The 17628-nt window shown below is 75.0% G+C and carries 16 protein-coding genes and 1 tRNA gene; 8 read left to right on the top strand and 9 right to left on the bottom strand.

What is annotated here, in order from left to right; translation table 11 throughout:
* Positions 1-146: 146 nt before the first annotated feature.
* The 3 genes from ACFXAM_RS30860 to ACFXAM_RS30850 all read left to right on the top strand — a co-directional run bounded on the left by ACFXAM_RS30860 (position 147) and on the right by ACFXAM_RS30850 (position 3415).
* Complete coding sequence (locus ACFXAM_RS30860; protein WP_380296219.1) at positions 147-557, top strand: DUF6153 family protein; 411 nt, start codon at positions 147-149, stop codon at positions 555-557.
* Positions 558-1064: 507 nt separating this feature from the next.
* Positions 1065-2138 carry a PLP-dependent cysteine synthase family protein gene (locus ACFXAM_RS30855; protein ID WP_380296217.1) on the top strand — a complete coding sequence of 358 codons (1074 nt, stop codon included), beginning with the start codon at positions 1065-1067 and terminating at the stop codon, positions 2136-2138.
* The gene (locus ACFXAM_RS30850) at positions 2135-3415 is read left to right on the top strand and encodes an MFS transporter (protein ID WP_380296216.1); all 1281 of its coding nucleotides are present in this window, start codon (positions 2135-2137) and stop codon (positions 3413-3415) included. The genes ACFXAM_RS30855 and ACFXAM_RS30850 overlap by 4 nt, the downstream gene beginning before the upstream one ends.
* A 255-nt stretch (positions 3416-3670) precedes the next feature.
* Here the strand turns inward: ACFXAM_RS30850 and ACFXAM_RS30845 are convergent, their stop codons facing one another.
* Entirely contained in the window at positions 3671-4609 is a 939-nt protein-coding gene (locus ACFXAM_RS30845) for an aldo/keto reductase (RefSeq protein WP_380296214.1), read from the bottom strand.
* A gap of 77 nt (positions 4610-4686) precedes the next feature.
* Between ACFXAM_RS30845 and ACFXAM_RS30840 the strand changes: the two genes are divergently transcribed.
* Positions 4687-5076: a MerR family transcriptional regulator gene (locus ACFXAM_RS30840; protein WP_380296212.1), complete on the top strand. Its 390-nt coding sequence runs from the start codon at positions 4687-4689 to the stop codon at positions 5074-5076.
* Positions 5077-5416: 340 nt separating this feature from the next.
* Here the strand turns inward: ACFXAM_RS30840 and ACFXAM_RS30835 are convergent, their stop codons facing one another.
* The 4 genes from ACFXAM_RS30835 to ACFXAM_RS30820 all read right to left on the bottom strand — a co-directional run bounded on the left by ACFXAM_RS30835 (position 5417) and on the right by ACFXAM_RS30820 (position 9566).
* Positions 5417-6688 (bottom strand): IS701 family transposase, encoded by a 1272-nt coding sequence (locus ACFXAM_RS30835; RefSeq protein ID WP_380296211.1) that lies wholly within the window; start codon positions 6686-6688, stop codon positions 5417-5419.
* A gap of 208 nt (positions 6689-6896) precedes the next feature.
* Positions 6897-7529: a TetR family transcriptional regulator gene (locus tag ACFXAM_RS30830; protein WP_380296209.1), complete on the bottom strand. Its 633-nt coding sequence runs from the start codon at positions 7527-7529 to the stop codon at positions 6897-6899.
* 316 nt (positions 7530-7845) lie between these two features.
* Entirely contained in the window at positions 7846-8859 is a 1014-nt protein-coding gene (locus tag ACFXAM_RS30825) for an NAD-dependent epimerase/dehydratase family protein (protein ID WP_380296208.1), read from the bottom strand.
* A gap of 77 nt (positions 8860-8936) precedes the next feature.
* Positions 8937-9566, bottom strand: coding sequence for a ScbR family autoregulator-binding transcription factor (locus ACFXAM_RS30820; RefSeq protein WP_380296207.1), 630 nt, complete (start codon positions 9564-9566; stop codon positions 8937-8939).
* A 126-nt stretch (positions 9567-9692) separates the two neighbouring features.
* Between ACFXAM_RS30820 and ACFXAM_RS30815 the strand changes: the two genes are divergently transcribed.
* Positions 9693-10820 (top strand): AfsA-related hotdog domain-containing protein, encoded by a 1128-nt coding sequence (locus tag ACFXAM_RS30815; protein ID WP_380296205.1) that lies wholly within the window; start codon positions 9693-9695, stop codon positions 10818-10820.
* 119 nt (positions 10821-10939) lie between these two features.
* Here the strand turns inward: ACFXAM_RS30815 and ACFXAM_RS30810 are convergent, their stop codons facing one another.
* Complete coding sequence (locus ACFXAM_RS30810; RefSeq protein ID WP_380296204.1) at positions 10940-12295, bottom strand: MFS transporter; 1356 nt, start codon at positions 12293-12295, stop codon at positions 10940-10942.
* Between the two features lie 128 nt (positions 12296-12423).
* Between ACFXAM_RS30810 and ACFXAM_RS30805 the strand changes: the two genes are divergently transcribed.
* Positions 12424-13281 (top strand): LysR family transcriptional regulator, encoded by an 858-nt coding sequence (locus ACFXAM_RS30805; protein ID WP_380296203.1) that lies wholly within the window; start codon positions 12424-12426, stop codon positions 13279-13281.
* Between the two features lie 587 nt (positions 13282-13868).
* Entirely contained in the window at positions 13869-14813 is a 945-nt protein-coding gene (locus tag ACFXAM_RS30800) for a nuclease-related domain-containing protein (RefSeq protein ID WP_380296202.1), read from the top strand.
* A 264-nt stretch (positions 14814-15077) separates the two neighbouring features.
* Here ACFXAM_RS30800 and ACFXAM_RS30795 read toward each other — a convergent pair.
* The 3 genes from ACFXAM_RS30795 to ACFXAM_RS30785 form a co-directional block, all read right to left on the bottom strand.
* Positions 15078-15151 (bottom strand) — tRNA-Pro (locus tag ACFXAM_RS30795).
* 101 nt (positions 15152-15252) lie between these two features.
* A complete protein-coding gene (locus ACFXAM_RS30790; protein ID WP_380296201.1) occupies positions 15253-16197 on the bottom strand; it encodes a metallophosphoesterase in 945 nt (314 codons plus the stop codon).
* 86 nt (positions 16198-16283) lie between these two features.
* The gene (locus ACFXAM_RS30785; protein WP_380296199.1) at positions 16284-16898 is read right to left on the bottom strand and encodes a CGNR zinc finger domain-containing protein; all 615 of its coding nucleotides are present in this window, start codon (positions 16896-16898) and stop codon (positions 16284-16286) included.
* Positions 16899-16998: 100 nt separating this feature from the next.
* Here ACFXAM_RS30785 and ACFXAM_RS30780 point away from each other — a divergent pair, with 100 nt between their 5' ends.
* The gene (locus tag ACFXAM_RS30780) at positions 16999-17454 is read left to right on the top strand and encodes a GatB/YqeY domain-containing protein (RefSeq protein WP_380296198.1); all 456 of its coding nucleotides are present in this window, start codon (positions 16999-17001) and stop codon (positions 17452-17454) included.
* Positions 17455-17628 lie beyond the last annotated feature (174 nt).

Genomic DNA, 17628 nt, shown 5'->3' with positions numbered 1-17628 from the left:
GGGTTTTTTCTCCACATACTTAGTACGTCCGGTGCTGGGCCCTGGCCGGGGGGCGGTAGAAGCCCAAGCGCCGTCCCTGCCAGGACACCTGGGCTTCGCTTCAACTGACCGTCAGAAATGGTCGATGAGCGGGTTAGTATGACGATGTGGTCACCGTCTGGTTGCCGTTCCGCGCACGACGCGTCCGCCCTCGCGGGGTGGTGACGCGTCTGCTCTGGCTGGGTGCGCTGCTGGTGGCGGTGTTCGCGGCGCACGGGCTCGGCCCGGAGGGCGGGGTCGGCCACGCCGGTCAGGTGCAGGCAGTCTCGGGGGTCCACCAGGGATCCGTGGAGCCGACGCACCACGAAGGGCAACAGGGCCAGGGCGACGCCGCCGACCACCCGGCAGCCGAGTGCCTCTCTGGGAAGCCTGAGGACGGGCCTTCCACCGACACAGCGACGCCGCTGCCCGTGGCACCGGCCACGACGGGCGACGAACCGGGCCCGTTCCCTGCGGCACCGCCCACGGCCCGGCGCGCGCCCGGAACTCCGCATCAGGTCGCGAATCTGAGGGTCTAGCCGCCCCGGGCGCAGGCGTGCCCAAGCGCACCCCCGCCCCTCCGTCGGCATCCCAACCCCACCGCTACCGATCGCTGCTGCCCTCGCGCAGCCGTGCGGAGTCCCGCCATGCCCACTCGGCTCCTGGCCCTTCTCCTGAGCTTGCTCCCCCTGCTCGCCGTCGACTGCGGACAGCAGCACACCGGTGCCCCCGCCGCCGTCCGAGCGCATGTGACGTCCACCGCGGAAGCACAGGCCGCCCCGCACTGCGACAGCCCGGCGGCCGAGGCGGGGACGGCCCGGAACGCGCGCCCCACCGTGCCGGTCCCGGCGCCCGGTCCCGCTGCCGCCCCCACCGGCGGCGGGAACGAAGCGGACCTGTTCGGCACCCCTCCGGAGGGCCCGGCAGGTGCCACCCCGACCCCCGGGCCGAGAGGCCCGCTGCTCGTCACCGGTCGGTGGCGGATATAGGAGCTCCGTGGTCATCACGAGCTCCGCTTCCGCCAACCCATCGACAGGAAACGAGACATGACCTCGATCACCACTCCGCCCGACCGCTCCGCCCTCATCGGCCTGGTCGGCAACACCCCGCTGCTGCACATCGGCGAGCCGCTCGCACCCGCGGGCCGCGGCTTCTGGGCCAAGCTGGAGGGCTTCAACCCCGGCGGCATCAAGGACCGGCCCGGGCTGCACATGGTCGAGCGGGCCCGCACGCGGGGCGAACTGCGCCCCGGCGGCCGGATCATCGAGTCCACCAGCGGCACGCTGGGCCTGGGCCTGGCACTCGCCGGAATGGTGTACCGGCACCCGGTGACCCTGGTCACCGACCCCGGGCTCGAACCCTCCATGACCCGGCTGCTCACCGCCCACGGTGCCGAGATCGACATGGTGGACACCCCGCACCCGCGGGGCGGCTGGCAGGCCCGGCGTGACCGGGTCACCGAACTCCTCGCCCGCCACCCCGGCTCCTGGTGCCCGGACCAGTACAACAACCCCGACAACACCACCGCCTACACCCCGCTGGCACTCGAACTCGCCGCCCAGCTACGGCACATCGACGTGCTGGTGTGCAGCGTCGGAACCGGCGGGCACTCCGCCGGGATCTCCCGGGTGCTGCGCGGGCTCCACCCCGGCCTGCGGGTCGTCGGCGTGGACACCGTCGGCTCGACGATCTTCGGCCAGCCGGCCCGCCCCCGGCTGATGCGCGGCCTCGGTTCCAGCATCCTGCCGCGCAACGTCGCCTACGACAGCTTCGACGAGGCCCACTGGGTCGCCCCCGCCGAAGCCGTCTGGACCTGCCGCCGCCTCGCCGCCTCGTCCTACGCCACCGGCGGGTGGAGCGTGGGCGCGGTCGCCCTGGTGGCGGGCTGGCTGGCCCGGACGCAGCCCGCCGGCACCCGCATCGCGGCGGTCTTCCCGGACGGGCCGCAGCGCTACCTCGGCACCGTGTACGACGACGAGTACTGCGCCGCCCACGACCTGCTCGACCGCCCGCCGGCCGACGAGCCGGACGAGATCGCCCACCCCGAGGACAAGGAGGTCACCCGCTGGACCAGGTGCGCCACGGTCGTCGACCCGCTGGCCGCCGGGGATCCCGAGTGACCGGCATGCTCGCCCAGTTCAGGGGCTACGAGCGCAGTGTGCGGCTGTTGATGGTGAACCAGTTCACCATCAACCTCGGCTTCTACATGCTGATGCCCTACCTGGCCGCACACCTGTCCGGGACGCTCGGCCTGGCCGGCTGGACGGTCGGACTCGTGCTCGGCATCAGGAACTTCACCCAGCAGGGCATGTTCCTGGTCGGCGGCACCCTCGCCGACCGGCTCGGCTACAAGCCGCTGATCGTCGCCGGCTGCCTGCTGCGCACGGTGGGCTTCGCCGCGCTCGGCGTGTCCGCCTCGCTGCCCGCGCTGATCGCGGCGTCGGCGGCGACCGGGCTGGCCGGGGCGCTGTTCAACCCGGCGGTGCGCGCCTACCTGGCGCGGGACGCCGGGGAGCAGCGGGTGGCGGCCTTCGCGCTGTTCAACGTGTTCTACCAGGCGGGCATCCTGCTCGGGCCCCTGGTGGGCATGGCGCTGACCGCGGTGGACTTCCGGACCACGTGCCTGGCCGCCGCCGGGGTGTTCGCGGTGCTGAGCGTGGTGCAGATCCGTGCCCTGCCTGCCCGGCGCGGTGCGGAGCCGGCCGGCGGTCCGGAGCGGGCGGGGGTGCTCGCGCAGTGGCGCGGAGTGCTGGCCAACCGGCCGTTCCTGCTCTTCGCCGGCGCGATGACCGGAGCGTACGTGCTGTCGTTCCAGGTGTACCTCGCGCTGCCGCTGGAGGTCCGGCGGCTGGGCGGGGACGGCGGTGGCGGTACGGCGGCCACGGCGCTGCTGTTCGTGGTCTCCGGGCTGGGCACGGTTCTGCTGCAGACCCGGGTCACCGTGTGGTGCCGGGCCCGGATCGCCCCCGGTGCGGCCCTGGGCGTGGGGCTCGTCCTGATGGGCGCGGCGTTCGTCCCGCTGCTGGTGAGCTCGGGGCTGCCGGTCCCGGGGTCGGGCACCGGGCGGTGGGCGCTGGCGGTCGGACCGCCGGCCCTGGCCGCGCTGCTGCTGGCGCTGGGAACGATGGTCGCCTACCCGTTCGAGATGGACACGGTGGTCAGGCTCTCCGGGGACCGCCTGGTCGCCACCCACTACGGGCTCTACAACACCGTCTGCGGCATCGGGATCACGCTCGGGAACCTGCTGACCGGTGCGGCCCTCGACACCGCCCGCTCGGCGGGGCTGTCGGCCCTGCCCTGGCTCGGGCTCACCGTCCTGGGCCTGCTCTGCGCGGCGGCCCTGCACGCCCTCCACCGCAGCGGCCGGCTCGACGGGTCCGCGGTGGCCGCCGGGTAGCCGAACGGGCGCCGCCGGCCGTCCGACCGGCCGGTGGCGCCCCCGCCGCGCGGTCGGGCCGGGCCGGGCCGGTGGAACCGGGGCTGGAGTGGGAAGTCGGATCGGTCGACTTCCTGCTCCAGCGGCGTCGGCGGACGGCCGGGGTCACCGGCGGATCCGGACGAGGGCCGGGTGGGTGCGGCGACGGGGGAGAGGGCCTCACGGGGGTCGAGGCCCTTTCCGGTGCCGGGGCCGGCGGAACGCGCCGCCGGCCGGTCAGTCGCCCGCCTCGGCCCCGGCTCCGGCTCCGGCTCCGGCACCGGCTTCGGTCCCGGCCCCGGCGGCGACGGCGTCCAGGCGGGCGTACTGCTCGTCGGTCAGCTCGACGGTCAGCGCGCCCAGGTTCTCGACCAGGTGCTTCTCGGACGTGGTGCCCGGGATCGCCAGGATGTTGGGCGAGCGGTGCAGCAGCCAGGCGAGCGCGGTCTGCGCGGAGCTGGCGCCGATCTCGCGGGCGACCTCGGTGACCGGGCTGTCCTCGCCCGCGTGGCCGCCGAGGGCGATCGGGAAGAACGGCAGGAAGGCGATGCCGCGCGCGGCGGTGAAGTCGACCACCTCGTCGTGCCGGCGGGTGGCCAGGTTGTACCAGTTCTGCACGGTGGCGATCGGAGCGATCTCCAGCGCCTGCTCCAGCTCCCCGACGGTGACCTCGGAGAGGCCGATGTGCCGGACCTTGCCCTCGTCCTGCAGCTGTTTGAGCGCGCCGATCTGGTCGGCCAGCGGCACCCCGGGGTCGATGCGGTGCAGCTGGAGCAGGTCGATCCGCCCGACCCGCAGCCGGCGCAGGCTCAGCTCGGCCTGCTGGCGGAGGTAGGCGGGGTGGCCGACCGGGACCCACTCGGACGGGCTCGGACGGGTCATGCCGACCTTGGTGGCGACCACGACGTCCGGGGCGTACGGGTGCAGCGCCTCGGCGATCAGCTCCTCGCTGCCGCCGAGGGCGTAGGAGTCGGCGGTGTCGATGAGCTGCACGCCGTTCTCCACGGCGGCGCGCAGCAGGTTCAGCGCGGCGGAGCGCGCGGTGGGCGGGCGCCAGACCACGGCCTCGGTGGGATCGACGTCCGGGGTGTCGGCGAGGCGCATGGTGCCCAGCCCGATCCGGCGGACCGTCAGATCCTCGCCTAAGGTGAAGGTCTGACGCCCGATCTGGTGCATGATCTCGGTTCTTGTTCTGCTGATCACGGTACGATCTCCCGTTCGTGTGAGATTCGAGCGGAGGCGCGGGGTGTCGGATGCGGATCGGTGAGCTGGCGGCCCTGACCGGGGTCAGCGTCCGCCTGCTGCGGTACTACGAGGAGCAGGGCCTGCTGGAGGCCCGCCGTCCGGAGGGCGGGCACCGCCGGTACGGCGAGGACGCGCCGGCCGTGGTCCGCAACATCCGGGCCCTGCTGGGGGCGGGGCTCTCCACCGGCGCCATCCGGGACGTGCTGCCGTGCGTGGGCGGCGACGGCTCGGTGGCCCCCTGCATGCTGGAGGTTCTGGAGCAGCGGCTCGACCTGCTCGACCGGCAGTTGCTGACGCTCGGGGCGAGCCGGGCCGCGCTGGCGGGGATCGTCGCGGCGGCCCGGCGGGAGGCCGGGGCGGCCGGGCCGGCCGGGCCGGACGAGCTGGTGCCGGCCTGAGACGGCGGCTCGACCGGAAGGCGCGAGCGGGTTCGCGGGGCGGTGGGGCGAGCGTCATGCGCCGGTTTCGGCCCTCGCGGGAACGCCCCTCGGGGCGGCGTCGGCCGGGTGGAGGGGGCGGCCGGCGGGGGGCGGGGTGCAGCCGCCGGACCGCCCCCGGGCGCCGGGCGTCCAGGGGCGGTCGCCGAGGGGGCTCCGGCCGGCCGGACGAGGCGGCGGACCGCTCGCCCGGAACGGCGGGGAGGCTGCGCGCACGCGTGCGCCGGCACGGGGACCGTCGACCGGGGCGGGGATCTCGGGCAAGGCGAACGGACGTCCTCGGAGAGTCGTCGGGCTGGTGTCAGGCGGAGTTGCGGAGGCCTTCCCGGGCGATCTCCGGAGCGCGTCCGGGCAGCTTGCGGCAGGGCAGGCCGAGTCCGGGCAGGTCACGGGCGGGCAGGTCACGGGCGGGCAGGTCGTGGGCGGGCAGGTCGCGGCCGAGGGAGTACGCGGCCGCCACCAGCGTCATGTGGTGGTGCCAGCCGGTGAAGGAGCGGCCGGAGAAGTCCAGCAGGCCGAAGTCCGAGCCGAGCCGGTCCACGGTGGTCCGGGTGGCCGCGCCCGCGTCCAGCAGCGCGAGCACGGCCGGGGCGTCCTCGGCCAGGTTGGTGAGCCAGTACCGCCGCGGCCCCCCGGGACCGCCGTGCGCCCAGAGCCGGTTCACCGGTGAGCCGTGCGGCCCGGTCACGCCGGTCGAGCCGGCGGTGCCGGTGGTGCCGGGCGGGGCGGGCAGCAGGACGGGCGTGCCGCGCAGGACCGGCTGCGGGGCGCCGGGGGTCCGCGGCCGGCGGTGCGGGAAGAACTCCTCGGCCGTCAGGGTGCCCGGCCGGCCGCGTCCGGGGCCGCCGGTCGTCACCTGCAGCACCGGCCGGAAGACCTGGCCGCCGCGGACCTCCAGCAGGTACGGGACGTTGCGCCGGGCGAGCGCTCCGGCCAGCCGCAGCGGCTCGTCCGCCACGCCGAGGTCGGCGACCAGCGGTGCGACCGGGAGGAGGCCGGCGAGCCGGTCGACCATCCCGAGCAGCAGTTCGCCGGACGACTGCGGTGCGAGGCCGTCGGGGAGCCGGACGCGGGCGCGCCGCTGCGGGTCGTCCGTCCAGTGCGGGTCGAGCACCAGCGACCAGTCCACCGGGACGGCGTCCCGGTCGGTGGCGACGAACAGGCCGGGCGCGGCCTGGCACTTGACGGTGCGCCCGGTCTCCAGGTCGAACCGGCGGTGGACGCCCACCACCTGGTCGCCGCGCTTGGGGATGACGGCGAGGGTGGCCGTCCAGGCGCGGACCGGACGGTCGTCGGCGGCGAGGCGGGCCAGCACCCGGCGGGCCGGGCGCCAGTCCCAGGGGCTGCCGTTGATGAACTGCTGGAGCGAGAGCGAGGCGGTGGTCGCCGTCGGCCCGGTCGCCAGGCTCGCGGCCATGTTGGACAGGGACTTGCGGCCGGGGGCCGTGAGCAGTCCGCGCAGGTAGGCGCGGGCCCAGCGGCGCTGGTCCACCCGGGTCAGGTGGGCGAAGACCTGCTCGGCGAACCGGGAGAGCGTCGCTTCGCCGGCCGGTGGCAGGGTGTGCGCGTCCATCTGAGCTCCCCGGGGTCGAGTGGTGCCATGAGATGCCGTCCCTCAAAGAATAGCGAACGATCGCTTTGTTTTTGAGTCCCTTGCGGGCCGTGAATCGGTTTTGGCAAGTCCTGGCGCCCGGCGGCCGGGCGGGAAACGCCCGGCGCGGGGGGCGGGTCGGTCCGGCGCGGGGGCGGGTCGGTCCGGGGCGGGGTGGTGGACGCGCCGGTCAGCGGTGTGCGCCCGGGGCGGGCGGACCGGCCGCCGCGCGGCGCCAGAGCCGTCCCAGCCGCCGGCGGACCTCCGTCCGGGCCGCCGGATCGCCGCCGCCGAGGGGGACGATCCCGCGCCGCAGCGCCTCCGAGCCGACCACCAGGCAGTGGGCCAGGGCCTCCAGGTCCGCGCTGTCGAGGCCGGGCTCGCCGGCGTCGGCGTCCTCGGCCGCGGGCGCGGAGGTCCGCTCACGGGCCAGCCGGTCGCGCAGGTCGGGGCTCCAGTCCGCGTGCCAGTTGCCGGGCGACTCCGGCTGCTCCCAGGTGAGCCGGGCGGCTGCCCGCACGCTCGGCTCCTCGTCCAGCAGCCGGGTCAGCGTGTCGATCAGCTCGACCACGCCCGTCGCGGGCCGGCCGTCCGTACCGGAGGCCCGGGCGACCGCCGTCCGGGTGAGTGCGGCCGCGTGCGCGCGGACCGCGTCCGCCAGCGCGGCCTTGGACGGGAAGTGGAAGGTGAGCGCCCCCATGGTGACCCCGGCGGTCTGGCTGACCCGGGCCAGCGAGGTGCCCGCGTAGCCGTGCCGGTCGAACTCCGTGGCGGCGGCGTGCAGCAGGGTCCGGTGGGTGTGCTGGGCGCGTTCCTGCTTCATCGCGCACCGCCGGTCCGGCCGACGGGCCCCCGCCGCGGGTGGGCGTCCGCGCCGCCGGCCGCACCCGAGCGACAGGGCCGGGCGGCTGCGGGGTGCCTCGTCGTCAGGGCTGTCCGGGGGTGAGGGGGGACGAACCACATGGCCGCCGGGGCTCCTTCGCGCAGTCGGGGCGCGCCGGTGCGTACCGGCACGGTGACACTCCGACGCTACGCCCCGGCCTGCCGCACATGCGCGGTATCGCCCGGATCCTCCGGCAGCTTTGGCACTTCCTTTGCAAATGCCCGCAAAGACACGGAGGTTGGGCCATCCTGGACCTTTACGACCGGCCCCCGGGGGCCGCCCCGGAGGACGCTCCGCCGGCCGCCCCGGCGAGGTGCGACCGGTACCAGGGCGCGGCGTCGGCGAGCCGGTGCAGCGGGCCCGGGCCGGGATCGGTGCCGGTCAGCCGCCAGATCTCCTCGCTGCGGTACCAGTGGTGACGGGCCAGCAGTTCGAACTGCCGCTCGCTGTACGCCCCGGGCACCCGGCCGAGTTCGGCGGTGCAGCGCTCCCACGGCCAGTCGGCGTCGGGCACCGGTGGAAGCACCCCGTGTCCGGCGAGCGCCGCCAACAGCTCGGCGGTGGTGACGGGCCGGGGGTGTCCGGCGTGGTGCACCCCGGCCGGGACGGCCGCCCGGTCCGGGGCGACGGCGAGGTCCGCGATCAGCCGGGCCAGGTCCGTCACCGCGACCAGGGAGAGCAGCGCCCCGCCGCCGTCCCAGCGGGCCGGTACCCGTCGGAGCAGGTCCGCCAGGCAGGGCACCACCCAGCGGTCGCCGGCGCCGAGCACCAGCGGCGCGCGCAGCACCACCGCCCCGGCCTCCAGCGCGGCCCCTTCGCCGGTCAGCCGGGTGCGGCTGGCCGCCGAGACGGGCGCGGGCGCCACCTCGTCCACGCCGAGACCGCGGTGCGGGCCGGCCCCGTACACCGCGGCCGTGGAGAGGTGGACGATCCGGCCGACCCCGGCCCGTCCGGCCTCGGCCAGCAGTGCCCGGGTGCCGTGCACGTTGACGGCGGCGCACTCCTCCTCGGGGCCGCTCACCACCGAGGCGAGGTGGATCAGCACCTCGGCGCCCTCGGCCGCGCCGCGCAGCGTCGCCGGGTCGGCGAGGTCCGCCGCGACCGGGACGGTGCCGGCCGGCGCGGACGAGCGGGTGAGCGCCCGGACCTCGCCGATCCCGGGCAGCGCGCGCAGTGCGGCGAGGACGGCGGAGCCGATGAAGCCGCCCGCCCCGGTCAGCAGGACGGTGGGCCCGTCGGCGCCCGCCCGCCCGCCGTCCGGTTCCCGCACGTCCCCTCGTCCGTCCCCCGGCCCGTTCCCTGGTCCGTCCTCCGGCCCGTTCCCCCGTGTCGTCCCCCGTGCCCCGGTCATGCCGGCTGCTTCCCGTGCTCCAGCAGGGTCGTGCGCAGCTCGGCGACCACCGGTGCGGGCGCGACGCCGGGCAGCAGGAACCACCACAGCTGGACGATCCGCTCCGGCAGGTCGGCGCGCCCGGTGCGCAGGTGGGACATGATCTGCGAACCGGTGTACGCCGCGACCAGCACCTGCGCGAGCTCCTCGATCACGACGTCGTCGAGCAGCTCACCGGCCACCCGGGCGGCCTCCAGCTCGGCGCGGAACTGCTCGGCCCACATCTCGTACGGGGTGAAGTCGCGCAGTCCGAGCTGCCCCTGCTCGACGGCGAGGGTGACGCCGGCGCGCAGCAGCACGTTCTCCCGCAGTTCGTCGGCCAGGTAGAGGGTGATCCGCACGAGCTGGCGCAGACCCGTCGGCTGCCCCGGCAGGTCCAGGTCGGAGGCCTGCTCGTCCATGACCGCCTTGGCGAGCTCCTCCTTCGACTTGAAGTGGAAGTACATCGCCCCCTGGGTCGTCCCGGCCAGGTTGATGATCTTGCTGACGCTGGACCCGCTGTAGCCGTACTCGTCGAAGATCTGCGCGGCGGCCCTCAGGATGGTCTCGCGGGTGCGTACGGCTCTCTCCTGCTTGGCTCTTGCCACGAGTAGCTCCAAACTCCTCGACAAACAAAAAGAACGACCTCTATGTTATTGGTCATGGGCGCCCGGCGTACACACCGGAGCACCGATCTTTCGCCTAGCCTGTGGCCACTCTGGGGGAGTGCATCCATGTTTCGCACAGTCCACAGCACGATCATGACCAACGACATCGACGCGATCGGGCCCGTCGAGGGGGAGGCCGCGGGCGCGGCCACCACCACGGCGGTCGCCGGGCCGGCCGCCGTGCCGGTCGCCGTATCCAAGGAGTACGTACACAAGCGGGCGGCCGAGGAGGTGCTGCTGACCGGCTGGGAGCAACTCACCGAGGACTCCTACCGGATCACCGCGCGGTGGCCGCGCGACCACCGTGCCTACGGCGTCCGCGACGGTCACCACGACCCGATGCTACTGGTGGAGACGATCCGTCAGACCTTCCCGCTGCTCTCGCACGTGGCGTTCGACGTCCCGATCGGCCACCAGCTGATCTGGGACCACTTCGGCTACGCGCTGATCCCGGACGGCCTGCGGGCCGACGCGGGCGACCCGGCGCCGGCGCAGCGCGGCACCGTCCCGCCGCAGCGCGTCGCCGGGGACGCCGCCGCGCACGCCGCCGCCCACGCCGCCGCCCACGCCCGGCAGTCCGGCGAGGGGCACGACGAGGTGCAGGTCGACGCCGTCTGCCAGGACGTGGTGCGCCGCGGCAACCGGGTGGCCGCGCTGACGCTCGCCTACGTGGTCAGCCGGGACGGCGAGCCGATCGCCACCGCGCAGACCCGCTTCACCGTCCAGACCCCGGCCATCTACCGCCGCCTGCGCGCCGCCAAGGGCGACGCCGCCGAGATGATGGCCCGCGCCGTCCCGCTGCCCGCCCCGATCCAGGCCGCCCGGGCCGGCCGCGCCGTGCCGCACGAGGTGGCGCTCTCCGCCGGCGACCGCGCCCGGCGCTGGCAGCTGCGGGTGGACACCCACCACCCGGTCCACTTCGACCACCCGGTCGACCACGTGCCCGGCTCGCTGCTGCTGGACGCCGCCCGGCAGGCCGCGCAGGCGCTGCACCACGGGACGCCGGTGATGGCCGTCGCCATGGAGTGCGACTTCGGCCGCTACGTCGAGCTGGACGAGTCCTGTCTGGTCGACGTGACACCGCTGCCGCGCGACCCCGCCCGCCGCGACCGGGTCGGGGTGATCCTGCAGCAGGGCGAGGGCGACCCGTCCTGTTCGATCATCGTCACCGTGGCGCCGCTCACCACGGACTGACGGTGCGGGTGGGGGCGTGCCGTCCCCGCACCCGCGCGGGCCCGCCGGTTGTTCCCACCGGCGGGCCCGTCCTCCTGCTGCCTTCCGCTCTCCCGGGCCCTGTCCTCCCGGGCCCTGCCCTAGCGGGCCGTCCGCCGCCCCGTCCGCCACCTCGTCCGCCGGGCGAGCAGCAGCCCCGCCGCCGCGCACGCGAGCGCCGGCAGCAGCAGCGCCGCCCCCGCCCGGCCCGGGGAGCCCGCGAAGACCCCCAGCACCGCCACCCCGAGCGTGGCCCCCACCTGCCGGCCGGCGTTCAGCAGCCCGCCGGCCGTGCCCGCCGCCCCCTCCGGAGCCGTCGACACCACCGCCGTCACCAGGGCCGGCAGCGCGAACGACACCCCGAACCCCGCGCCCAGCAGCCCCACCGCCAGCACCGGGTACGGCGCCCCGGCCGCCACCGAGGCCGCGGTCACCAGGCACCCGCCCGCCAGCAGCGCCAACCCGCCCACGGCGGGCCGCCACGGACCGGTCCGGGCGACGATCCGCCCGGTCAGCAGCGGATTGAACCCCGGCGGCAGGGTCATCGGCAGGAACGCCGCCCCGGCCGCCACCGGGGACAGCCCCCGCCCGTCCCGCAGCAGCAGCGGCAGCAGGAACAACAGCCCCAGCAGGGCGAAGTTCACCGCCGCCCCGGCCAGCAGCACCCGCCGCATCCCGGGCGCCCGCACCACGTCCGTCCGCAACACCGGGGCGTGGCTGCGCCGTTCACGCCGGACGAAGACCGCCCCGGCGAGCAGCGCCGCCACCCCCGACCAGCCGGCCCGCGCCCACGCACCCACCCCGGCCCCGATCAGCGCGTCGGTGGCCGCCGCCGGCGTGGCGCAGGCCGCGAGCTGCGTCCACCAGTCGACCGGCCGCCCGCCGCCCGGGCAGCGCACCACCCGGCCCGCGGTGAGCGCCAGCACCAGCGCGGTCAGCGGCACATTGGCCCAGAACACCGCCCGCCAGCCGCCCAGTCCGACCAGCACCCCGCCCGCCACCGGCCCGAAGGCCATCGCGCAGCCGCTGACCGCCGCCCACACCGCCACCGCCCGGGCCCGCTCGGCCGCGTCCGGGTGGAGCCGGGCGATCATCGCCATGCTCGCCGGCACCGCGGCCCCCGCCGCGACCCCCAGCAGCGCCCGCAGCACCACCAGCGCCGGCAGGCCCGGCGCGAGCGCGCTGAGCAGCGACCCCGCGCCGAACGCCGCGATGCCCCAGCGGAACGCGCGGTGCGCGCCGTACCGGTCGGCGATCGCGCCGCCGGACAGCAGCACCGCCCCGAACGCCACGCTGTACCCGGTCACCACCCACTGCAGCCCGGCCGTCGAACTCCCCAGCGAGGCCGCGAGATCGGGCTCGGCCACCGACAGCACGGTGGTGTCCAGCAGCACCGCGAAGTACCCCAGCGCGATCCCGGCGAGCGCGCGGCCCCGCCCCTCGTGTTCCTTCGGCATGCCGCCCACCCTGCGGCCCCGCCCGCCCCGCGCTCCACCGCCCGCCCCGGACCCGGCGTTCGGGCAACCCGAACGCCGGGAGCCGTACCCTGGACTCCCGCGTCGGACACCAGGGGGACGGACCGCGCATGGAACTCAGACAGCTCCGCACCTTCGAGGCGGTCGTCGTCCACCGCACGGTCACCGACGCGGCCGTCGCCCTCGGCCTCGCGCCCTCCTCCGTCTCCGAGCAACTCCGCACCCTGGAGCGCTCGTTGGGCACCGTGCTGTTCGAGCGCTCACCGCGCGGCATGACGCCGACCCGGGCCGGCCACCGCCTGCTGCCCTGGGCCCGCCGCCTGCTGGACCAGGCCGAGCAGGCCCGCCGCGAGGTCGCCGGCACCCGCCCGGTCCTGCGGCTCGGCGCCCTGGAGACGGTCGCCGCCACCCACGCGCCCCGGGTCCTCGCCCGGCTCGCCGAACGGCACCCGGACCTCGACGTCGCCCTGCACACCGACGCGGCCCGGGACGGCCTGCTGCACGGGGTCGCCGCCGGGAGGGTGGACGCCGCGCTCCTCCTGGACACCGCCGGGCCGCTCGGCGAACTCGGTTTCGCCCTGCCGCCGGTCCCCCTCGCCCACCTCGACCTGGAGGACGTCCCGCTCGCCCTGGTCGCGGCCCCCGGCTCCCCCGCCACGGGTCAGAGCCTGCTGGTGAACGCCGCCGCCTGCTCCTTCCGCCTCGCCGCCGACCGCCTCTTCGGCCCCGAGGTCGAACGCGTCCACACCGGCGGCGTGGCCACCACCCGCGCCTGCGCCGAACGCGGCCTCGGCATGGCCCTGCTCCCCGAGTTCGCCGTCCGCGACCAACTCGCCACCGGCACCCTGAGCCGCCTCACCCCCGCGACCCCGGTCCCCCCGCTCCACCTCCGCCTGGTCTGGCGCGCCGACCGCGAAGCCCTCCCCGCCGTCCGCGACGCCCTCTACGCCGCCGCCGCCCCCCACTGACACCCACTCCGAAATCCCACCCGCACCCTCATGACCCACCCCTGAGCCCCGGTCACCCGGCCGTGCACGCACAACGACAGAGGCCCTGCCGGATCTCTCCGGCAGGGCCTCTGCACTGGGTCGGGATGGCGGGATTCGAACCCACGGCCTCTTCGTCCCGAAGCAACATGGGAACTCACCTGACCTCGACACGCAGTGCTGCTGACCTGCTCGAACAGTCCTCGACTGTCCGTGACTGTCCGCCGAAGTTCACGCCCGTTGTAGCGCAGCTAGACACTCAGCCTGTCGATCAGCTGACATCCTTGCGGGTCATGAGCCGCCGCCGTCGCGGGGCGCAAGACAGGAGCGGCGGCGAGCGGCTGGGCCGCGCGCTGGTGCGCCGTGCGCGCCCTGGAACCCGTAGAGAAGATTTTTACGCATCCTCCTCTCCCCCTCTCCTCCCTTGATCTCTTCTCGCTCCTCTCCGCTCACGGCCCCGCCTCGCAGCCCTGGCAGAACCGGCCTGGCTGGTCGGGGCTCGGCGTTCCGCCCCATCGGTGCGTGGGCATGCTCATCCTGGCCGGGTGGGGAGCAGGGGAGAGGGCCGTATGGCAGAGCTGGTGGTCAAGTCGTGGCGGGTGCCGGGGAAGGAGCGGCTCTACATCAACAAGCCTGGGGCCCGTGGCGATTCGGTCGCCTGGCTGGACTGCAAGACGGGCGTCGTCACGGTCAACGCTCCGGAGCTGGAGACCCTTGCATTGGCCAAGGTCGAAGAGTGGTGCCGCTCTTCCGGCCAGCAGGTTCCGCCGCGCACGGTCCTGCACAAGGGGCAATCCCAGCAGTCGGCAAGGGCGACTCAGCCTCGGGTGCCGCAGCCCCGGCCGGCCGTTCCCTTCCTTCCACCGATGAGGGAGGAGGACGACCTCGCGCTCAACCAGCCGGGCGCAGGGTTGGAGAGCCTGGTGCGCCAGGGTGAGGAGAGGTACAGCCTCCTCGTGCGCCTTGCGGCAAAGGTCTCCCGTCAGCGCCTCGGGGATTCGAGTACCCTCCGCGGCCTGGAGGGCGAGCAGATCGTCGGGGCCCGCTTGGAGCCGTTGACAGCTGCCGGTTGGAAGGTGATCCACGGTGTACCGCTGCCCTCCGGGGCCGACATCGACCACCTGGTGATCGGCCCGCCGGGTGTCTTCACGATCAACTCGAAGCATCACCCAGGCGCTACCGTGTGGGTTGGCGACAGGACCGTGAAGATCAACCGGAACGGCTTCCCGTACATCGAGAACTCCGAGTTCGAGGCGAGCCGTACGGCTGGACTGCTGACGGAATGGTGCGGCTTTGACGTCCCCGTGCATCCTGTCATCGCCATCGTGGGCGCTCGGAGGATTACGCACGGAGCCACGCCCCGGGTGGCGATTGTCGACGGTGATCAGCTCACCTCCGTCCTGACAGCCGGACCTGCGGTGCTGTCCCCGAACCGGGTCGACCGCGTTTTCACCATCGCCCGTCACCGATACGTGTGGAGCCAGGTGGGCAAGCGGGCTCGAAAGAGCGGCTGACTCAGCCGGCTGCGGAAGTGCCGATGAGAGTCCGCCCGTCGTGCGTTCGGATGCAGGGGGGCAGCGTCCCCCCGAAGGGCGTCAAGCAGGCGGACCGCGTACACCTCGCCCATGCGTTCGGTGATCTCGGACCCCTCGTGGATCCAGACGGGCGCCACGTCATGGACGACCTGTTCGCTCAAGACCTGAGGCCCGGTCACCCGGCCGGGCACGCACAACGACAGAGGCCCTGCCGGATCTCTCCGGCAGGGCCTCTGCACTGGGTCGGGGTGGCGGGATTTGAACCCACGGCCTCTTCGTCCCGAACGAAGCGCGCTACCAAGCTGCGCCACACCCCGGTCTTTCTGTTTGTCGCTCCGTCTCCTTCGCGACGAGTAGAACTCTACCGGACGCTCGCCGAGAGACGAAATCCGGTATCTCGGCGAGCGGGGTGGGTGGGTCAGCGGGAGGCCGGGGTGAGGGTGAGGAGGGTGGCCTCGGGGGGGCAGGCGAAGCGGACGGGGGTGTAGCGGTTGGTGCCGCAGCCGGCCGAGACGTGGAGGTAGGAGCGGCTGCCGCCGGCCTGGTGGGTGGAGAGGCCCTTGACCCGCTTGGCATCGAGGTCGCAGTTGGTGACCAGGGCGCCGTAGAAGGGGATGCAGAGCTGGCCGCCGTGGGTGTGGCCGGCGAGGATCAGCGGGTAGCGGTCGGCCGCGAAGGCGTCGAGGACGCGCAGGTAGGGGGCGTGCACGACGGCGAGGGAGAGGTCGGCGTCGGCGGAGGGGCCGCCGGCGACCTCGCTGTAGCGGTCGCGGCGGATGTGCGGGTCGTCCAGGCCGGTGAACTCCAGGTCGAGGCCGGCGACGGTGAGGCGGCCCCGGGTGTTGGTGAGGTCGAGCCAGCCGGCCGCGTCGAAGCCGTCGCGCAGCTTCTCCCACGGGTTGTGGACGGCCCCGGAGATGCCGCGGGCGGCGCTGCCGTCGGGGTTGTTCATGCCGTGGACGCCGCTGCGCATGGCCTGGAGGTAGCGGGCCGGGTTCTTGCGGGCGGGGCCGTAGTAGTCGTTGGACCCGAAGACGTAGACGCCGGGGAACTCCATCAGCGGCCCGAGCGAGTCCAGGACGGCCGGGACTCCGAGCGGGTCGGAGAGGTTGTCGCCGGTGTTGACCACCAGGTCGGGGCGCAGGCCGGCGAGGCTCTGGAGCCAGCGCTGCTTCTTGGCCTGGTTGCTCACCATGTGGATGTCGGAGACCTGCAGTACCCGGATGGGGCGGGCGCCCCGGGGGAGGACCGGAACCTCGACGCGCCTGAGGCGGAAGGAACGGACCTCGTACCCGGCGGAGTAGGCGAGGCAGGCGGCGCCGGTGGCGGCGATTCCGAGGGGAACGGAGTACAGCGGTCGCATCGTTCCATGCTCTCAGACGGCGGATCAGCAGGTGAACTGCCGGTGCTCGTAGGGGGACGCACGGGGCCGGGCGGGGACGCGCGAGGTCACTCCTCGGGCTGTCCGCGCCGGGCGCGCAGGGCCCGGACCTTGTGGCGGTTGCCGCAGCGCTCCATCGAGCACCAGCGCCGCCGCCCGGGCCGTGAGGTGTCGACGAAGAGCAGCCGGCAGTCGTCGGCGCCGCACTCGCGGACCCGGTCCGCGTGGGGGCCGGTGAACAGGGCGATGGCGTCGCGGGCGACGGCGGAGGCGAGCTGGTCGCCGTCGCCGGGCAGGGGCGGCGCCGGGGTGCCGTCCGGGGCGATCTGCGGGGCGAGCGGGGGCCGGGCGGCGGCCCGGTTGAGCACGGCGTAGTCGGCGGGGTCCCCGGCGGCCGGGCCGTGGGCGGCGCGGGCCGCGGCGAGCCGCCAGAGGGCGTCCCGCAGGGCGCGGACGGCGGTGAGCTGGCCGTCGGTGATCCGGACGGCGCCGGGCGGCAGGGCGAGCCGGGAGCGCCCGGCCCAGTCGGCCAGGTCGGACGGGCGGTGCAGCACCTCGTAGCGGGCGTACGGGCCGGGGCCGCCGGTGGGCAGCAGTTCCAGGCAGAGCGTGCCGGGGTCGAAGTGGAACCGCGTTCCGCCGGGGGAGTGCAGGACCAGGCCGGGGGCTCGCTCGTCGGTCATGTAACCACTTTAAAGCGGGAGGCCGGGTGGAGGGAGGGCGCGGGGGAGGGGCGCGGTTAATGGTGGGCGGCGGAACGTCGCAGGTGGGAGACTCGGGGCCATGACCACGCTCAAGGTGCAGCTGCAGGAGGACCTCACGGCTGCCATCAGGGACCGGGACGAGCTGCGCTCGTCCACCATCCGGCTCACGCTGGCCGCCGTCACCAGCGAGGAGGTGGCGGGCAAGGCGAAGCGCGAGCTCTCCGACGCCGACGTGCTCAAGGTGATCGGCCGGGAGGCGAAGAAGCGCCGGGAGGCCGCGGAGGCCTTCGACACCGCCGGCCGGGCCGAGCAGGCCGCCCGGGAGCGGGCCGAGGGCGAGCTGCTGGCCGGGTACCTGCCCAAGCAGCTGTCCGACGAGGAGCTGGCGGCGATCGTGGCCGCCGCCGTCGCGGAGAGCGGGGCGAGCGGGCCGCAGGGCATGGGCGCCGTGATGAAGCTGGTGCGGCCGAAGGTCGAGGGCCTGGCCGAGGGCGGCCGGGTGGCTGCCGCGGTGAAGTCCGCGCTCGCCGGCTGAGCCCGCGGGAAGCCGACCGGTCCCGCAGAGGGCCGGGACGAGGGGGGGGGCCCCCCCGCCGTCCGCCGGGGGGGGGGCCCCCCGCGGGGGGGGGGGCCGCCCCCCCCCGGGGGGCGGGGCGGGGGGGCGCCCCGCCCCCCCCCCGCCGCCGTCTCCTCCTTCGGGGTGAGCGGG

Source organism: Kitasatospora sp. NPDC059462, assembly GCF_042749955.1.
Lineage (GTDB): Bacteria > Actinomycetota > Actinomycetes > Streptomycetales > Streptomycetaceae > Kitasatospora.
The sequence above is the reverse complement of the archived record's forward strand: the minus strand, read 5'-3'. Positions and strand labels throughout refer to the sequence as shown.